This is a genomic window from Microcoleus sp. Pol12A5 (assembly GCF_036701435.1).
Lineage (GTDB): Bacteria > Cyanobacteriota > Cyanobacteriia > Cyanobacteriales > Microcoleaceae > Microcoleus.
Genome location: NZ_JAUBQU010000067.1, coordinates 19,125 through 36,011 on the forward strand (window position 1 = coordinate 19,125; position 16,887 = coordinate 36,011).

The following is a 16,887-nucleotide window of genomic DNA, read 5'->3' on the forward strand; positions in this document are numbered from 1 at the left end:
TGGTGCAACTAACAAGGATAACTTGCAATTTTTGAAATTGTGTGATACCATGAAACGTTCTCAAAAATAGCGCAACACTAACTATTACTGCATGGCAACGAAGCCAACGATCGCATTTAGTCACCTCGGCTGCGAAAAAAATCGCATCGATACCGAACACATGATCGGCTTGCTGGCTCAAGCGGGCTATCAAGTCGATTCTAATGAAGAATTAGCCGATTATGTTGTAGTCAATACTTGCAGTTTTATCCAAGCGGCGCGAGAAGAGTCAGTCCGCACCTTGGTAGAATTGGCAGAAGCTAATAAAAAAGTAGTCATCACCGGCTGCATGGCACAGCATTTTCAGCAGGAATTGCTGGACGAATTGCCGGAAGCAGTCGCAATTGTCGGCACGGGCGACTATCATAAAATCGTCGATGTTATGCAGCAGGTGGAAAAGGGCGATCGAGTTTCCCTCGTCTCTTCAGAACCTACTTACATCGCTGACGAAACTACTCCCCGCTACCGCACAACATCGGAAGGTGTGGCGTATCTGCGAATAGCAGAAGGCTGCGACTACCGCTGTGCATTTTGCATTATCCCGCACTTGCGGGGAAATCAAAGGTCGCGGACGATCGAATCTATCGTCGCCGAAGCTAAGCAATTAGCCTCCGAAGGGGTAAAGGAAATTATCTTAATTTCTCAAATTACCACCAACTACGGCAAAGATATTTATGGCGAACCGAAACTAGCCGAACTGCTTCGCGCTTTGGGTGAAGTAGATGTACCTTGGATTCGGATGCACTACGCCTATCCTACAGGTTTGACTCCGCAAGTTGTCGCGGCCATCCGCGAAACGCCCAACGTTTTGCCGTATTTGGATTTACCCCTGCAACACTCGCACCCGGAAATTCTGCGGGCGATGAATCGGCCTTTTCAAGCCGGGATCAATGATGCTATAGTCGATCGGCTCAAAGCAGCACTTCCCGGCGCCGTGATGCGGACAACTTTTATTGTCGGCTTCCCCGGCGAAACCGACGAACACGCAGCACACTTGCTGGAATTTGTCAAGCGCCACGAATTCGATCACGTAGGAGTTTTCGTATTTTCGCCAGAAGAAGGAACCCCAGCCTTCAGCTTGCCCCAGCAAATACCTGCAGAAATAATGGAAATGCGCCGCAATTCGGTAATGGCGGCACAACAACCTATATCATTGAAGAAGAATCAAGAATCTGTCGGTCAGGTAGTTGATGTCCTGATAGAACAAGAACAACCAGAGACAGGTGAGTTGATTGGTAGATCGGCTCGGTTTTCCCCAGAAGTAGATGGACTCGTCTATGTGACAGGAGAAGCGCGGCTGGGATCGATCGTATCTGTGAAAATTACTGGTGCAGATGTCTACGACCTCTACGGTCAAGTGTAAGTGTTGCTGGAACTGTCGCGCTCGGCGGTGTGGCGAACCAAAACCGGACACCAGCCAAAAATGATTAGCGGATTGTGCAGCAAAAGTAACGGTTTGTACAATATTGTGCAAAGATATGTAGCAAAGGGGTTCTAAACTTTTTTAGCCCCTATCTGGCAATCGACCCTCCCCGTCGGGGTGCGGTAATCTCTACAGAACATCGGAAAATTTTAACGAATTTAATGTTTTGTTTCTGAATGTAAAGAGTTATGATGATAACAAGCCAGAAATAAGCGGGGATAATTTGAGATTGCTTCGCCGTCCGCCCTACACCACAACGGTATCCCGAAAGAGTGTTGAGATGGATAGGCGGTAACGGTCGCCCCATCCCCTGCTCAATCCCGCAGGCGACGGATTGCGGGATAGCGCCTGAACCAAACAACCTGTTACTACTGTGTAGTGAAGTGGGGCTGGTCATGATCCTCACTATAAAATGCCTGAGAGGGAAAGCTTGCAAGTACCTCAAAGGAAGTCCAATGTCCTGTTTTAAGAATGTTGGAAGCCTATAACCCGACCCCTGGCGGTTGGTATCGGTGATGTCACAAAATCAAAGACGGCTGTCGAATTGGTAAATTTAGTCACCATCGACGGAGCTGCCCTATACTCGATTGCTATTTAAGAAGGTGCGCGCAGGCGCAGCACCATAAAGAACTCTTATGAGTTCCTGCCCTAGAGCAGAAATCCGCATCCGAGTTGGGCAACTTAGAAGGCTAAGACTCGTTATTAGGAGCATTAATGAATTTATTGTTTGAAGGCTTAGGTCTTTCGGAAGAACTCGTTCTCCATCTGGAAACACTAGGCTTTACAGAACCTACTCCCATCCAAGTACAAGCAATTCCGCACTTGCTAGCAGGTCGCGACGTTGTGGGTCAAGCCCAAACAGGGACAGGCAAAACGGCAGCATTCTCGTTGCCCATCTTGGAGCGGATTGATTTAGATGTAACTGCGGTGCAAGCACTGGTGCTGACGCCGACTCGCGAATTGGCGATGCAAGTAACTGAAGCCATCCGTGATTTGAGCGGCATCAGCAGCGACGGCCCGGTAAAAGTGGGTCGCTCTCTGCAAGTTCTGACAGTGTACGGCGGTCAATCGATCGAGCGTCAAATGCAGCGTTTGAAGCGCGGCGTTCACGTCGTTGTCGGTACACCCGGACGCATATTGGATATGCTCAGCCGTGGCAGCCTGAAACTCGACAAGGTAAAGTGGCTGGTTTTGGATGAAGCTGACGAAATGCTGAGCATGGGCTTTATCCAAGATGTGGAAAAAATCTTGGATGCTGCACCAAAAGAACGTCAAACGGCATTTTTCTCGGCGACGATGGAAGCTTCCATTCGCAAATTGGTGGCGCGGCATTTGCGTAACCCAGTCAACGTCACCGTAGAACAGCCAAAAGCAACGCCAAAGCGCATCAGCCAAGGCGTGTACATGATTCCCCGCGGCTGGTCGAAGGCAAGAGCCCTACAGCCAATTTTAGAAATGGAAGACCCGGAATCTGCACTGATTTTTGTGCGGACTCGGCAGTCGGCTGCAGAACTCACCAGCCAACTTCAAGCAGCAGGTCACAGCGTTGACGAGTATCACGGTAATTTGAATCAGGCACAGCGGGAACGTTTGTTGCATCGGTTCCGCCAATGTCAGGTGCGCTGGGTAGTGGCGACTGATATTGCGGCGCGGGGTTTGGACGTGGATCACTTGACTCACGTAATTAACTACGATTTGCCCGATAGTGTGGAAAGCTACGTTCACCGGATCGGACGCACGGGCCGGGCTGGTCGCGAAGGAACGGCGATTACGCTGATTCAACCGGTCGATCGCCGCAAACTGCGCTTGATTGAACGCCACGTGCGATCGAGCTTGACGGTGCGAAACATTCCGACACGGGCGCAAATTGAAGCACGTCAGTTGGAAAAGATGCAAGGTAAAGTTCGCGAAGCTTTGGCTGGCGAACGGATGGCATCTTTCTTGCCTCTGGTGTCTCAGTTATCCGAGGAGTACGACTCCCACGCGATCGCCGCTGCTGCTTTGCAAATGGCTTTCGATCAAAGCCGTCCTGCTTGGATGGGCGCGGATTACGCTCAACAAGAAGATCCCCCGATTGGTGGAGAAAACAGCGTCAAGCCAATCTTGATCAAGAAACGCGCTAAGACTCCTACGCCAAGTAATTCTGTAGCGCCGACTTTTTCTGGAGCACCGAGTGCTCCTGTTCCCCAGAACAGCTAATTGGTAGGGTGCACAATGTGCACCTTATTTAGAATTTTTGTAGAGATGCGATCGATCGCATCTCTACTTTTTTTATGGGTATAACACTCTATGGGGAATAAAAATCACAAAAAAGCTCTTCGTTCGTTGAACAAGCGGATTGCAGAACACGAAGAAAAGATTAGACTGGAATATGAGAAGGATTTTCCCGATGAAGGCTTAATCCGGCATTGGGAAAGTGAAATTCGAGCTTTTGAGAAAGGAATTCAGCAAGCTTTAAAACGATTGGGTAAATAAAGATGCAAGTTAGAGATCGGACAATTTCTGTAACTAATTCTACACTGAGAACGTTAATTGATGAATTGGGTACTGAGTGTCAAAATGTGATTACTTTAATCCATCAGCTTCAGTTACCTGATTTGAGCGATCGACAAAAAGCTGAAATTCTAGCAGACTTCCTCAGTGCTGCAATTCATCTGAACGTTCACTGCGGTGAGGATTTTCAGACGCTAGTCGCTGAAGAAATGGCAAAATTGTCGGATGAGGATGAAGAGGATTAAGGAGACGCGGGCGATTCCCTACGGGATAGCTTCGCTTCACGCACATCAGGAAAAAGCCCTCCAGTCAACTCACCGAAGAGCTAAAAAACCTCATAAATCAGGAATAAAGTCCTTACTACAAACTTGTGAAGGGGGACTTTTGCACTGTTGTTTAATATTTCAGTTTAGCTGCGTGTTCACAAGAATTTTTTGCACGCGATCGCCCTTAATTTCCAAAATCAAATTAGAAGCCTTTTGGTCATTGCTGTAAGTCAAGCGAGTCACTTCACCCCGCACTGATTGCGACCCGTAACCGTAAGCTTTAACGACTTTTTGGCTGTTATCTCCTAGCTTCACACCATCAATTGTCAGAAACTTGGGATTGGTAGTAGAAACTAAATAAACTTTGCCATCCCATGCTGCTACCGTCAATCCTGAGTATGTTAGCGTGCGGATCTTGCCGCCAATGCCAAGTCCAGCAGGTTTAGTTTCGTCGCGCTGCGGTTTTCCCAACTTGCGTTTTGCCTCTTCTACAGGCATCCCCAACCGAACGCCGCCAATCCCCAGGCGCGAATAGTTCAGTGCCGTCGGCTTTTGTGTCGCGCTGAGCATTCTTTCTAGAGTCGCAACAGTTTGATTCATAGCAGGAATAGGACGAACTAAAGCAGCAAATCCTAAGCTCGAAATTGCGAGATTCATCATGATGCCAGCGACGGCTGTTGTCACAAATATTTTTACCATTTTTTTATAGCTTTATTTGGCAATGTATTCGCGCGATCGCCTGCTAGATCCGGATTGATACTAATAGGACTTACACAAACACTCCTGGACGCACGGCGATGCTCTGAAACCCATTTTTTTTACCAAAACTACAAAAAGAAACCCGGTTACCATAAATCTTAGGTTTAACAGCGACGTATTCAGCAAGAAACCGGGTTTGTAGCGCCACCTAGGTAAGTCCTGACTAATATTTTTTAAGCTTTGAAAACCGCCAATTTCGGGCGCACCGAATTTGCTCCCGCACAAGCTTGCGTCCGCCTGCGAGGACTGAAAGAAAGAATAAAGTAGGTAAATCAAGGGAAATTGCTGTGATATCCTAACAAAAGCCATATCTGCATAAAATAAGTAATTTAGATGACCGCAACAGATTCTACTAAGCACCAAAAATCCAAGGCCCTCAAACCGGGTAGCCGCCGCCCCGCTAAAGAACTTTGCAGCGAGTGCGGTTTGTGCGATACATATTACATTCATTATGTCAAGGAATCTTGTGCTTTCTTAACACAGCACATAGCGGAATTAGAAGAAGAGATTCACGGGCGATCGCGCAATCTCGACAATCCGGACGATTGGTATTTCGGAGTCAGTCAAAACATGATGGCGGCTCGAAAAAAAGAGCCGATCGAGGGTGCTCAATGGACGGGGATCGTCAGCACAATTGCGATTGAAATGCTCGAAAAAGGAATTGTAGAAGGCGTTGTTTGCGTCCAAAATACTAAGGAAGACCGCTTTCAACCGATGCCGATAATTGCTAGAAATCGCGAAGAAATTCTCGCAGCCAAAGTAAACAAACCAACTCTCTCTCCCAATCTTTCAGTATTAGAACAAATCGAAAAATCGGGGATGAAGCGGCTGTTAGTAATTGGCGTCGGCTGTCAAATTCAAGCTTTGCGAACAGTTGAGAAAAAACTCGGTTTAGAGAAGCTCTACGTTTTGGGAACTCCGTGCGTGGATAATGTCAGCCGTGCAGGCTTGCAGAAATTTCTAGACACGACTAGCCGTTCTCCCGAAACGGTGGTTTCTTACGAGTTTATGCAAGACTTTAACGTTCACTTCAAACACGAAGATGGTTCGGAAGAAAAAGTGCCGTTCTTCGGGTTGAATACTAAAGAATTGAAAGATGTTTTTGCTCCTTCTTGCTTGAGCTGTTTTGATTATGTGAATTCTTTAGCAGATTTAGTTGTGGGCTACATGGGCGCACCTTTTGGCTGGCAGTGGATTGTGGTGCGAAATGACACCGGGCAAGATATGTTAGACTTGGTAACGGATCAGTTAAATACTCAGCCGGTGATGTCTAAGGGAAACAGAAAAGAAGCCGTTCAGCAAAGCATTCCGGCTTACGAAAAAGGAGTGACTTTGCCGATGTGGGCGGCGAAGTTAATGGGAGTTTTTATTGAGAGAATTGGGCCAAAGGGTTTGGAATATGCTCGGTTTTCGATTGATTCTCATTTCACTCGCAATTATCTGTACGTGAAGCGCAATTACCCGGAGAAATTAGAGGCTCATGTACCGGAATATGCTAAGCGGATTGTGGGGCAGTATAAGTTGCCTGAGTGAGGTAATTCGGAGAGTTTTTAATAGCTATTTTGCAGGGACACGGTATTGCCGTGTTTTTTTGTATACAGTTCAGAAAATTAGAGGCACAAGATTATGATACTTATATTTGCACAGAAACACATGAATTTACCAAAGTCGATCGCACTTACTTGTTGTGGGCTTCTAGCATTTTCTGGAAATGGAGTGTCGGCGAAAGCATCAGAAATGCGAGTGGAAAACAGAACATTTGCTGACTGGTGTCGCGACAAAGATTCTTTGAGTCCTGAAACTAACCATACTATTGAGCTACTGTTGAAGGAAGCAGGGACTACTGAGTGCGATGCGGCTAATCAGCAACTTTCGAGGGTCACACAACTCGACCTCAAGGTCAAAGAAATCAGCGACCTCAAACCCTTACAATCCTTGACTAACCTGACTGTCCTCGACCTCCGCAACAATAACATCAGCGACATCAAACCTTTGCAATACTTGACTAACCTGATTTATCTCAACCTCGACAGCAATCAAATCAGCGACATCAAACTCTTACAATCCTTGACTAACTTAACTGTACTCTTCCTCGACAACAATCAAATCAGCGACATTAAACCGCTAGAATCTTTGACTAACTTGACTTCGCTCTGGCTCAGCAACAATCTTCTGGGCGACATTAAACCGCTAGAATCTTTGACTAACCTGACTTTGCTCTTCCTCAGCAACAATAAAATCAGCGACATTAAACCGCTAGAATCCTTGACTAACCTGGCTTTTCTCGTCCTCGGCTACAATCAAATCAGCGAAATCAAACCGCTAGAATCCTTGACTAACCTGAGGGTGCTCGACCTCCTTGTCAATCAAATCAGGAACATCCAACCCTTGAAATCTTTGACTAACCTCACTCGGCTCGTCCTCGCTAACAATCAAATCAGCGACATCAAACCGCTCGAATCTTTGACTAAACTGACTGATCTCTACCTCAGCGAAAATCCGATTGCTCCCAAAACTTGCCCTCTCAAACCAGAGTCTATCTGTAAGTGGGAACCACCAAATCAACCATAAAACTTTACTGTTCCGAAAATTATAGGTAAAAAATTATGACACACATCACCCTAATTATGATTTGAAAGTCCGCGTAGGCGGACTTAGTTTTTGTTACTGCGATTTCAATCGCCTGAATATTTTTGCAATAAGTCTATTTGATCACTTAGGATTAACAACAAACTCACTGACAATAAACGGCTTGCGATTAATAATCGCACTGGGATTAGCATCAAGTTGCGACTGCGTGTAAGGTTCAATACCATAAGTTATTACCCGCAACTGCTGACTCTGAGGAGCAATTTCAAACTCATTCCAGCCGTAGGTATGCACTCCTAAATACTCTCCCTGAATCAGTCTAGCGTCAATTCCAGAACCTTCCAAACCAACTGGATCGTATCCTAGCGGCGCTGTCCGAGTATCCAGAATATTGCGGACAAAGGCATCTTTTTGTTCCCTTGTCGGCAATGCATTATAGCGATCTTTTTCCGATTGTGGCAGCAAAGCGGTGGGCGTAAAAGCAACTGTTGCGGGGCCAAAGGGGGCGGCAAACGGCCCTTGCCCGATGTTCAACTGAATAGCAACAGGACTGGTCATTACATCAATAACATCCGTAGGGATTTGCGGCTGACCTGCTGCTTCTTGATAGGTGACATTATTCACGACATAGCCGTGAAAATCTCCGGTGGCAAAAACCACATTCTTGATGTTATTTTCTTTGATGAAACGCAGCAAATCTGTTCGTTCAGCAGCATAACCTTCCCAGCGATCGCCTGCAACCGCAATACCAAAATTTTGTATCGGATCGCTTGACATAATAAACTTCCAAGTTATGCCATTTTGTTGAGCTTTCAGTAAGTCATTTTTCAAGTCTTGAAGTTGCGCCCCCCCTAACATCGTGCGATTCGGCGTAAAGGCATCATTGAGAAACTTATTAACAGTAGCTTGGTCGGAAGTTTCTGGGATACTTTTCAAAGAATTATCTCGGAAAGAGCGCAAATCTAAAACAAATGTAGCTGCATCACTGCCGAAGGTATTAGACCGATAAAGTTTCTGCTCATTAGCAGTGCGAGAGTCGCCCGTATTGCCATAAAAATCATTTCGCACGGGATTGTAGGCTTGAAATGCTTGTAAAGCCGTGTCAAATACAGGCGTATCATTGACAAAGCCTCCCCCCGTCCCGAAAATCCCCTCTTTTTGCGGCGACTCAGCAGGCGTTGCACCCCCGGCAAAATCATTCGTGAGTTCGTGGTCATCCCAGCTAGCATAGATTGTGGTAGAAGCCTGCAAATCAGCCCAGGTATTGAGGCCATAACGTTGACCGTAGACTTCGTTATATTTGGTGCTAAACTCTTCAAAAGTTTTAGGTTGTCTGACTCCCGGCAAATCCGGCGATAGATCGTCTACATAAGCGGAGTCGCCGATGCGAACAAAAAAGTCGAGATTGCGTTCCGGCGCATTTGCGATCGCCGGGAAAGGAGTAAGTTGACCTTGCCAGTCACCTGCTACCCCAAATCGTAAACCCTGGCGATTTCCCAACTCAGCAGCAGTGCGGAATTGCCCAACTGCTGAAGTGCCAGCGGCATCACGCACTCGATAAAAATATTGAGTACCAGGCTTTAAATTCGTCAGTTCGGCTTTCACGGGTACGGTAACATCGGTGACGGTATCTGTGAGAGTGCCGAGACTGTTACTGAAGTTTGGATCGGTGGAGTATTGAAAGACAACATTACCCAGAACTGTGCTGCGAGTCCACAAAACCGTTGAAGTTTGGGTGGTATCTCCAGAAGCAATGCCATTTGGCAAGGTTGAGTTACCAGACTTAATAAATGAGGTAACATCTCGCCCTTCAGCAGCACCAAAATTGATAAAGTGTTCAATGCCAGTGAGTTCGTCGCGCTCAACAGCAGCAGTAATATCTGGGTTTTTTGCCAGATAATAGCTATCGTTATATAAAGGGCTAGGACTGCGGTTTTCCGATTTACCAAATTGGATGAAGTGACCAATACCAGTAATTTCATCGCGATCGACAGCCGCAGCAACATCGGGATTTTTCCCTAGATAATAGCTGTTGTTATAAAATGGGCTAGGATTGCGGCCTTCTGATTCTCCAAAATTAATGAAGTGTTGTATTGCTGTGGTAGCTTGGCTATTGACAGCGGCAGCGACATCAGGGTTATTTAGGAGATAATAATTAGTATCGAATAGGGCGCTAGGGTTGCGGCCCTCAAATTGACCAAATTTGCTAAAGTGTTCAAATCCGTTTTGGAAGTTCCCTTTGGTAACAGCGGCGCCCACCTCTAAGTTTTTAGCCAGATAGTAGCTTTCTTGAAATAGAGTTTTAGCGTCTAACATAAGGGAAAATATGAAGTGTTGTTGTTTAATAATGACTGTGGCGGCTCAAAATAGCCTTCACAGGATTATACAGTATCGCGATCGCGATCGATCGTTAAGTAAAAGAAAGAAGGAACAAGGAAGAAGCAATAAGACTTACACAGCAAGCTTTTTAGTGGGACTTAAACCTTTTCCAGCCCTTTAAAATCTGAAACCCCTTCTAGGAAATGAAAAGAAATCCATAACCTAAAAATGTCTGAAACCCTTGGTATAACTAAATTAATGCCCATTTGAGCTAAAAGTATTTCTCTATCTGGGTTTTAGCCAAAATGGCTTCAGTTTTTGTCTGAGTCCCGTTAGTCATCCTTGTTTTACCTTTAATATCACGTCCGATGAAATGCGAGCGCTAATTCTGGCAAAACTTCAGCCGCTAAACTTCCTGAATTTGCATCAACCGCTGCTTTAACCTTGGTGCATCGCCCCGAGCGAGTTCTTCACACTTCTCCAACAAAAAAGCCCCATCGCAATAATTCAACTCATCCAAACCGTGAGTCACCCACAAAGCCGTCAGCCCGCAATTTTTGACGAAACGCTGCACCGCGGACACCAAATCTAACTGAGAATCAGGATCGAGTAAAGCCGTAAGTTCATCTAATAGTAAAACATCGAAATGACGAGCGATCGCACTTAAATATTTGAGTGGCGATCGATCTAAAATCTCCAATCTCAAATTTATTGACTTGATGTTCATCATAAAAGCACGATCGCCCTTATTGACTAAAAGCGATCGCACACCAACATCCTCCTACAAATCAGCAGCGTGCTGCTTCAATTCATCCAAAGAAACGTATTCCAAAGTCAAGGCGTGAGTGGCGGCCAAAACCACAGGCGGCGCAACTCCCGCATCCATTGCTTCCTTCCACCGAGAAGCGCACAAACACCAGCAATCCCCAGGCTTCAAACCGGGAAAGTTAAATTCGGGAACCGGAGTCATCAAATCATTTCCATTCGACTTGGTGAATTGCAAAAACTCTTCTGTCAGTTGAGCACAAACAGTGTGAGCTCCAAAGTCGCCACCACCTGTATTGCATTTGCCGTCCCGATAATATCCTGTCATTGGCGAAGTGCAGCAAGTCTCTAACTTTCCGCCCAGCACATTTGTAGCTTCCGTCACCATCGCAACTCCTGAGTAAAACTCTTCGATCTAATTTTACACAACTCGTTGTTTATATATTTTTTTCCATCGCAAAGTTGATGAATTTTTGTCCTCTCCGTTCTACTTCTTGTTTTCTAATCACCATAAATCCCTGGCTTTCAAAAAAAGGTCGAGCTGTAATGCTGGCTTCGGTAAATAACTTGTTAATTCCTAAGTCTTTGGCTTTTGACTCAATTTGTTTTAAAATTAACCTACCGACTCCTTGTCTTTGAAAATCTTGATGACAGTAAAAGCGATCGATATGGCCGCTTGCTTCTAATTCCCCAAAACCTGCAATTGTATCACCCTCTTCTGCTACGAAAGTAAATTTACTGCTTAAACTTTTACTCCAACTTTCAATATCGATATCGGCTGGAGCCCAAGCATCTACTTGTGCTTGTGTGTAATCGCGGATGTTTACTTCGTGTATGGTGTCGTAAAACAGTTTTACAATTTGTTGGGTATCACCGATTTTGTAGGTTCGTACTCTCATAAATTATCTCACTGCGATTGCTTCTTTAATATTAATTTGAGATTTTTAACCGCTTCGCAACACGCATGGATGTTGGCTTCTACCATTTTGTCTCATTTGTTGCAGGGCGATCGAAAAATTTTCACCTACCCTTGACAAAATATATTACTATATGTTAATGAAACAGAAGCAAACCTCACTCGAATTAACAGTACATCAATCCAGCAGCTTAACGAATAATACTTGAAACTTATGACAGAAATGGGGCCCGATCCAAACCGACCTTATCCGATGGCAGATCAACCGCGCGTATGCTTCATCAAAAACTTGATTAAATCCCCCAACATTATCGTCGGCGATTACTCATATTACGACGATCCAATAGAACCAGAAAACTTTGAAAGAAATGTACTTTATAATTACGGAAACGACCGATTAATTATTGGCAAATTTTGTGCGATCGCCACCAACGTCAAATTCATTATGAACGGTGCGAATCATAAACTAGATGGGATTTCAACTTATCCTTTTCCGGTTTTTGGGAATGGTTGGGAAACAGCGATGAATTTATTAATGGAACTGCCAAGTAAAGGCAATACCGTCATTGGCAATGATGTTTGGATCGGCTATGAATCCCTGATTATGCCCGGAGTTAAAATCGGCGATGGTGCCGTCATTGCTGCCAAATCCGTTGTAGTAAAAGACATTCCCCCTTACACCGTTGTGGGTGGAAACCCCGCCCATCCAATCAAACAGCGTTTTAGCGATCGTGAAGTTGCACAACTATTAGAAATTAGGTGGTGGGATTGGGAAATAGACAAGATTTCGCGCAATGTCAGCATAATTATGCAAGGCGATATTCAAGCACTCAAAAATGCTGAGTAAACTCGCAAATACAGCTATATTAATTTTAACTCCGATCCTGTGTACCGGTTCCGGCGCGATCGAAGGCGAACCCACTCCCAGCAGCCGACCCCGGATACATCTTCTAATCTGCGTTCATCAGCGTCAATCTGCCTGCATCTGCGGTCAAAAAATCCCCAAAAATCACCATGCAAACCCAGGGCTCTCCCATACCGCACCGTCCCTACAACTTACTTAGCTGCTGGGCCCACAGCCTCGATCGCATCCTCAAGAGCGATCGATACATGAGTCCAATGAGTTCCGCCCTGACAAAAAGCCACGTAAGGCTCCCGCAGAGGCCCGTCAGCCGAAAACTCCGACGTACTCCCATCAATAAAAGTACCCCCAGCCATCACCAACTGGCTTTCATACCCGTGCATCGGAGCCGGCACCGGATCTAAATACGAACCGACGGGGGAATTTTGCTGAACCGCCCTACAAAAAGCAATTAACTTATCAGCAGAACCGAATTCGATCGCCTGAATCACATCTCGTCTTCTAGCCAAAGGCATAGGATTCACTCGATAACCCAACTTATAAAAAACATAAGCCGTCAAATGATTGCCCTTCATCGCCTCCCCCACACAACCGGGAGCCATAAACAAACCCTGAAACAGCAACCGATTCAAATCAAAAGTTGCGCCGCCGCTGCTGCCAATTCCCGGCGCCGTCAAGCGACAAGTTGCCGCCTCTACTAAATCAGCCCTCCCAGCAACGTAACCTCCAGCAGGGACGATCGTACCGCCCGGATTTTTGATTAAAGAACCAGCCATCAGATCAGCACCCACAGCAGTAGGTTCGCAATCATCAACAAACTCTCCGTAACAATTATCAACAAAGCAAATTGTGTTAGGATTCTGATGTTTGACTATGGCGACGATTTTTTCGATCTCAGAAATAGACAAACTCGACCGCCAAGAATAGCCGCAAGAGCGCTGGATAAAAACCAGGCGAGTCTTTGCTGAAATAGTAGAGCTCAATGCCTGCCAATCCAAACTTCCTTCGCGAGTTAGAGGCAACTCACGGTAACTAATGCCAAACTCAAGCAGTGAACCTTGACCTTGCCCCCGCAAGCCGATCACTTCTTCTAAAGTATCGTAGGGAGAACCAGCCACTGCCAACATTTCGTCACCAGGACGCAGGATGCCAAAAAGAGCACAGGCGATCGCGTGAGTACCCGAAACAAACTGTACCCGGACAGCCGCGGCCTGGGCCCCTACCACTTCGGCAAACACCCCGTCCAAAGTCTCCCGACCCAAATCATCGTGGCCGTAACCCGTAACCCCTGCAAAATGGTGGACTCCAACCCGGTGGCTGCGAAAAGCTTTTAAGACTCGTTGAAGATTTTGCTTGACTGTAGTGTCAATACCAGAAAAAATCTGAAAGAGTGCCTGTTCTGCTTCCTGTAGCCGTGAAACGCTATTCATCTATACCTCGCTCACCCTTTGCGTGCGCGCTGTTCATTATGGCGTAGATGCGGCCCCTAGTTTGTAAACATAATATATTCATGACGATTGCAACTTCCAAAAAAACTTCTCCTGATTGGCCTGTCGTAGGCTTTATGGCCTTTCTGCACATCGGTGCTTTATTTGCTTTGCTGCCGGGTAATTTTAGCTGGTCTGCGGTCGGGCTAGCAGTCTTCCTGCATTGGGTAACAGGTGGTTTAGGAATTACTCTCGGATATCACCGCCTCGTCACCCACCGCAGTTTTCAAACACCGAAATGGCTAGAGTATTTTCTAGTTATTTGCGGTACGCTTTCCTGTGAAGGTGGCCCGATCGACTGGGTAGGAATGCACCGGTTACACCACATACATTCCGACACCGAAACAGATCCCCACGATTCCAATCAAGGCTTCTGGTGGAGCCACATGGGCTGGATGCTCTCGGATCTCCCGATCAGAGTTGAAATCCCCCGCTTTACTAAAGACATCGGCGACGACCCAGTATACAAGTTTCTCCAAGCATATTTTATCCCCATCCAAGTTGTCTTCGGTGTGTTGCTTTATTTATTAGGCGGCTGGTCTTTCGTGGTTTGGGGCGTGTTTATGCGGATTGTGGTGGTGTTCCACTGCACTTGGCTGGTTAACAGCGCTACCCACAAATTCGGCTACCGCACCTACGAGTCGGGCGATCGCTCGACCAACTGCTGGTGGGTTGCCCTGCTTACCTACGGCGAAGGCTGGCACAACAACCACCACGCTTTTCAATACTCAGCTCGCCACGGTCTTCAATGGTGGGAAATCGACTTCACCTGGATGACAATTCAACTGCTGCAATCGCTGGGTTTGGCAACCAAAGTGAAATTAGCAGAAAAATAGCGATCGGCAATTAGTCATTGGTTGTAGGTCATCAGTTCTGGACTAATGGCTAGTGACCAATGCCTAATCCTGTTTTTTGCGATCGGATACAGGTTGGGTTGAAGTAACCTCGCATCTTCTAGTGCGATCGACCCAACCAAAACCAGAATCAGTTATAATATAATTGGGAACAAAAAATTTTGTTTGGCAGCCAAATTTTTTATTTTCAAAATACAACCGTAAATCTTTTTCAATCCTAATCCCAAATCTATCATTGATTCTTTATTAGTTTGGGCAAGTGTGCAGCAAAAAAAGTTCACTGCTCAATCCAAACTATTATGCGTGAATCCCGGTCGGCATCTCATCAGAAATCAAAAAAAGAATGACAATAGCAACGCAAGAAAAACTCCACTACAATTGGAAGCACGTTATTAGTTTAGCAGGACTTCATATCGGCGCTTTGTTCGCCCTGCTACCCAGTAACTTCAATTGGACAGCAGTTGGTTTAACAGTATTCATGCACTGGATAACCGGCGGTTTGGGAATAACTCTCGGATGGCATCGTATGCTCACCCACCGCAGTTTTCAGACACCAAAATTCGTAGAATACTTTCTAGCATTTTGCGGAGCCCTTGCCTGCCAAGGAGGAATAATTGATTGGGTTGGGCTGCACCGATTGCACCATACCCACTCTGACCAAAATGCCCTCGACCCTCACAATGCCCAAAAGGGTTTTTGGTGGAGTCACATCGGCTGGATGCTATATAAAGGTCCAGCTCACGCTGAAATTTCCCGCTGCACAAAAGACATTTCAAGCGACCCGTTTTATCAATTTTTGCAAAATTACTTTCTGCCAATTCAAATCGCCTTTGGCGTCTTGCTTTACTTAGCAGCAGGCTGGCCTTTTGTAGTTTGGGTAATTTTTGTCCGCTTAGTTTTCGTTTATCACTGCACCTGGTTTGTTAACAGCGCCACTCACAAATTTGGCTACCGCACTTACGAAACAAAGGATAGTTCTACTAACTGTTGGTGGGTTGCGCTTTTGACTTACGGCGAAGGCTGGCACAACAACCACCATGCTTATCAATACTCTGCGCGTCACGGGATGGAAAGGTGGGAAATAGACTTCACTTGGATGACAATTCAATTTTTGGAAGCAGTAGGTTTGGCTACTAAGGTGAAATTACCAGCAGCAAAATAGCAGCAATTGGGTCCTAGACGCAGAACCTCTTTAGGCTGTAGGCTGCGCCGGGCCACGCACCTTACCGCTTGAGAAACCCGGTTTCTCAAAAAAACCGGGTTTTTTGGTGACTCACCACCAATTACTAATGACTAATAACCTAATACGCTTGGGTTAAGGAAAATTGTAGCGAAAATGTTGGGCGGAGTGAAACGGAGGGTTCGTTCCAAGGGCCCAACCTACGCACTACGCACCATCTGTTTTTTTAGCACTAACTGAAACGTAGTGGGCTATAGGTGGGGGAGAGAAGGGGTGAATTTTAATGCCTGAAAGCTTTACTAGGGGTGGGTTTGCAGTGATTTGTACCTATGCGAGGCACACACAAATGCTGAAAACTTGATTGTGAGAGAGTTTGAGAGCTATTTGAATTTTTCTTGACAGGGCAATCACTGAAAGGGTATATTAATAGCAAAAATTTAGACAAATAAACTCGAAAAACTTATTCAGCAATTATTTGTTATCGATTACAGGATTTACTTTCACGTGTGGGCTCAAAAAAAAATTTAAAATTATTCCTCTATCGCTATGAGCAAGCTCAGCTCAAGCTTGTTGAAAAAGAGTTAACTAAAAAAATCTCAATAAATTTATTACTGTACTGAGAAAAGTTTAATCAATTAAAAAATATCCAGGCATCTAAAATAGCAGTAAATATGAAACAAGTTCATGGGATTTTATTAGCCCGTAAACATAAAAAACATACTCCTAATGTCCGATAATAAGCAACTCTCTTATTCTTGAAATTACTCGTTGACTTAGTTGCCAGACATCTGATACTTGAAAGTAGATAATCAAAAATGAAAGCTGCCAAAAATTTTGCTCAAAATCTCCAGAAAGGTTTAATTAGGGCTTGCTGAATAATCGAGCGCATATTGCGTGGCCTGGGTTTCGCTCGCACGATCGAGAATAAAGTGCAA

14 protein-coding genes and 1 pseudogene are annotated in these 16,887 nt (G+C 45.5%); 9 read left to right on the forward strand and 6 right to left on the reverse strand.

Going from position 1 to position 16,887, the window contains the following annotated elements; genetic code table 11:
* The first annotated feature begins 91 nt into the window (after nucleotides 1-91).
* The 4 genes from rimO to QUA45_RS17985 all read left to right on the forward strand — a co-directional run bounded on the left by rimO (nucleotide 92) and on the right by QUA45_RS17985 (nucleotide 4,200).
* The gene (rimO, locus tag QUA45_RS17970) at nucleotides 92-1,402 is read left to right on the forward strand and encodes a 30S ribosomal protein S12 methylthiotransferase RimO (RefSeq protein ID WP_333041425.1); all 1,311 of its coding nucleotides are present in this window, start codon (nucleotides 92-94) and stop codon (nucleotides 1,400-1,402) included.
* 774 nt (nucleotides 1,403-2,176) lie between these two features.
* Nucleotides 2,177-3,661: a DEAD/DEAH box helicase gene (locus tag QUA45_RS17975; RefSeq protein ID WP_333221744.1), complete on the forward strand. Its 1,485-nt coding sequence runs from the start codon at nucleotides 2,177-2,179 to the stop codon at nucleotides 3,659-3,661.
* A 90-nt stretch (nucleotides 3,662-3,751) separates the two neighbouring features.
* Nucleotides 3,752-3,937: a hypothetical protein gene (locus tag QUA45_RS17980; RefSeq protein ID WP_242725046.1), complete on the forward strand. Its 186-nt coding sequence runs from the start codon at nucleotides 3,752-3,754 to the stop codon at nucleotides 3,935-3,937.
* Nucleotides 3,938-3,939: 2 nt separating this feature from the next.
* Nucleotides 3,940-4,200, forward strand: coding sequence for a hypothetical protein (locus QUA45_RS17985; RefSeq protein ID WP_333094557.1), 261 nt, complete (start codon nucleotides 3,940-3,942; stop codon nucleotides 4,198-4,200).
* A 159-nt stretch (nucleotides 4,201-4,359) separates the two neighbouring features.
* Here the strand turns inward: QUA45_RS17985 and QUA45_RS17990 are convergent, their stop codons facing one another.
* Nucleotides 4,360-4,920 (reverse strand): hypothetical protein, encoded by a 561-nt coding sequence (locus QUA45_RS17990; protein ID WP_333094558.1) that lies wholly within the window; start codon nucleotides 4,918-4,920, stop codon nucleotides 4,360-4,362.
* Nucleotides 4,921-5,313: 393 nt separating this feature from the next.
* Here QUA45_RS17990 and QUA45_RS17995 point away from each other — a divergent pair, with 393 nt between their 5' ends.
* Both QUA45_RS17995 and QUA45_RS18000 read left to right on the forward strand, forming a co-directional pair.
* On the forward strand, nucleotides 5,314-6,513 hold the full coding sequence (locus QUA45_RS17995) for a Coenzyme F420 hydrogenase/dehydrogenase, beta subunit C-terminal domain (RefSeq protein WP_333221745.1): 1,200 nt from the start codon (nucleotides 5,314-5,316) through the stop codon (nucleotides 6,511-6,513).
* 93 nt (nucleotides 6,514-6,606) lie between these two features.
* Nucleotides 6,607-7,551 carry a leucine-rich repeat domain-containing protein gene (locus tag QUA45_RS18000; RefSeq protein ID WP_333094561.1) on the forward strand — a complete coding sequence of 315 codons (945 nt, stop codon included), beginning with the start codon at nucleotides 6,607-6,609 and terminating at the stop codon, nucleotides 7,549-7,551.
* Between the two features lie 141 nt (nucleotides 7,552-7,692).
* Here the strand turns inward: QUA45_RS18000 and QUA45_RS18005 are convergent, their stop codons facing one another.
* From QUA45_RS18005 to QUA45_RS18020, 4 genes and pseudogenes are all read right to left on the reverse strand, one after another.
* The gene (locus QUA45_RS18005) at nucleotides 7,693-9,885 is read right to left on the reverse strand and encodes an alkaline phosphatase D family protein (RefSeq protein WP_333221746.1); all 2,193 of its coding nucleotides are present in this window, start codon (nucleotides 9,883-9,885) and stop codon (nucleotides 7,693-7,695) included.
* Nucleotides 9,886-10,294: 409 nt separating this feature from the next.
* A pseudogene (locus QUA45_RS18010) lies at nucleotides 10,295-10,549 on the reverse strand (ABC transporter ATP-binding protein); the annotation flags it as partial.
* A 120-nt stretch (nucleotides 10,550-10,669) separates the two neighbouring features.
* Nucleotides 10,670-11,041: a DUF2237 domain-containing protein gene (locus QUA45_RS18015; protein ID WP_333221747.1), complete on the reverse strand. Its 372-nt coding sequence runs from the start codon at nucleotides 11,039-11,041 to the stop codon at nucleotides 10,670-10,672.
* Nucleotides 11,042-11,090: 49 nt separating this feature from the next.
* Nucleotides 11,091-11,552 (reverse strand): GNAT family N-acetyltransferase, encoded by a 462-nt coding sequence (locus QUA45_RS18020; protein WP_333221748.1) that lies wholly within the window; start codon nucleotides 11,550-11,552, stop codon nucleotides 11,091-11,093.
* A gap of 240 nt (nucleotides 11,553-11,792) precedes the next feature.
* Here QUA45_RS18020 and QUA45_RS18025 point away from each other — a divergent pair, with 240 nt between their 5' ends.
* Nucleotides 11,793-12,416 (forward strand): Vat family streptogramin A O-acetyltransferase, encoded by a 624-nt coding sequence (locus QUA45_RS18025; protein ID WP_445305330.1) that lies wholly within the window; start codon nucleotides 11,793-11,795, stop codon nucleotides 12,414-12,416.
* A 209-nt stretch (nucleotides 12,417-12,625) separates the two neighbouring features.
* Here the strand turns inward: QUA45_RS18025 and QUA45_RS18030 are convergent, their stop codons facing one another.
* Nucleotides 12,626-13,861 carry a methionine gamma-lyase family protein gene (locus tag QUA45_RS18030; protein ID WP_333094567.1) on the reverse strand — a complete coding sequence of 412 codons (1,236 nt, stop codon included), beginning with the start codon at nucleotides 13,859-13,861 and terminating at the stop codon, nucleotides 12,626-12,628.
* 80 nt (nucleotides 13,862-13,941) lie between these two features.
* On the opposite strand from QUA45_RS18030, the gene QUA45_RS18035 reads away from it, so the two are divergent.
* Both QUA45_RS18035 and QUA45_RS18040 read left to right on the forward strand, forming a co-directional pair.
* A complete protein-coding gene (locus QUA45_RS18035; protein WP_333079314.1) occupies nucleotides 13,942-14,754 on the forward strand; it encodes an acyl-CoA desaturase in 813 nt (270 codons plus the stop codon).
* Nucleotides 14,755-15,115: 361 nt separating this feature from the next.
* Nucleotides 15,116-15,934 (forward strand): fatty acid desaturase, encoded by an 819-nt coding sequence (locus QUA45_RS18040; protein ID WP_333147629.1) that lies wholly within the window; start codon nucleotides 15,116-15,118, stop codon nucleotides 15,932-15,934.
* Nucleotides 15,935-16,887 lie beyond the last annotated feature (953 nt).

Excerpts from the sequence above, each read along its gene's own strand:
- QUA45_RS17980 (WP_242725046.1), top strand. The coding sequence starts at position 3,752 with ATGGGGAATAAAAATCACAAAAAAGCTCTTCGTTCGTTGAACAAGCGG.
- QUA45_RS18020 (WP_333221748.1), bottom strand. The coding sequence starts at position 11,552 with ATGAGAGTACGAACCTACAAAATCGGTGATACCCAACAAATTGTAAAA.
- QUA45_RS17995 (WP_333221745.1), top strand. The coding sequence starts at position 5,314 with ATGACCGCAACAGATTCTACTAAGCACCAAAAATCCAAGGCCCTCAAA.
- QUA45_RS17975 (WP_333221744.1), top strand. The coding sequence starts at position 2,177 with ATGAATTTATTGTTTGAAGGCTTAGGTCTTTCGGAAGAACTCGTTCTC.
- QUA45_RS18030 (WP_333094567.1), bottom strand. The coding sequence starts at position 13,861 with ATGAATAGCGTTTCACGGCTACAGGAAGCAGAACAGGCACTCTTTCAG.
- QUA45_RS18005 (WP_333221746.1), bottom strand. The coding sequence starts at position 9,885 with ATGTTAGACGCTAAAACTCTATTTCAAGAAAGCTACTATCTGGCTAAA.
- QUA45_RS18035 (WP_333079314.1), top strand. The coding sequence starts at position 13,942 with ATGACGATTGCAACTTCCAAAAAAACTTCTCCTGATTGGCCTGTCGTA.
- rimO (WP_333041425.1), top strand. The coding sequence starts at position 92 with ATGGCAACGAAGCCAACGATCGCATTTAGTCACCTCGGCTGCGAAAAA.
- QUA45_RS18040 (WP_333147629.1), top strand. The coding sequence starts at position 15,116 with ATGACAATAGCAACGCAAGAAAAACTCCACTACAATTGGAAGCACGTT.
- QUA45_RS18025 (WP_445305330.1), top strand. The coding sequence starts at position 11,793 with ATGGGGCCCGATCCAAACCGACCTTATCCGATGGCAGATCAACCGCGC.
- QUA45_RS18015 (WP_333221747.1), bottom strand. The coding sequence starts at position 11,041 with ATGGTGACGGAAGCTACAAATGTGCTGGGCGGAAAGTTAGAGACTTGC.
- QUA45_RS17990 (WP_333094558.1), bottom strand. The coding sequence starts at position 4,920 with ATGGTAAAAATATTTGTGACAACAGCCGTCGCTGGCATCATGATGAAT.
- QUA45_RS17985 (WP_333094557.1), top strand. The coding sequence starts at position 3,940 with ATGCAAGTTAGAGATCGGACAATTTCTGTAACTAATTCTACACTGAGA.
- QUA45_RS18000 (WP_333094561.1), top strand. The coding sequence starts at position 6,607 with ATGATACTTATATTTGCACAGAAACACATGAATTTACCAAAGTCGATC.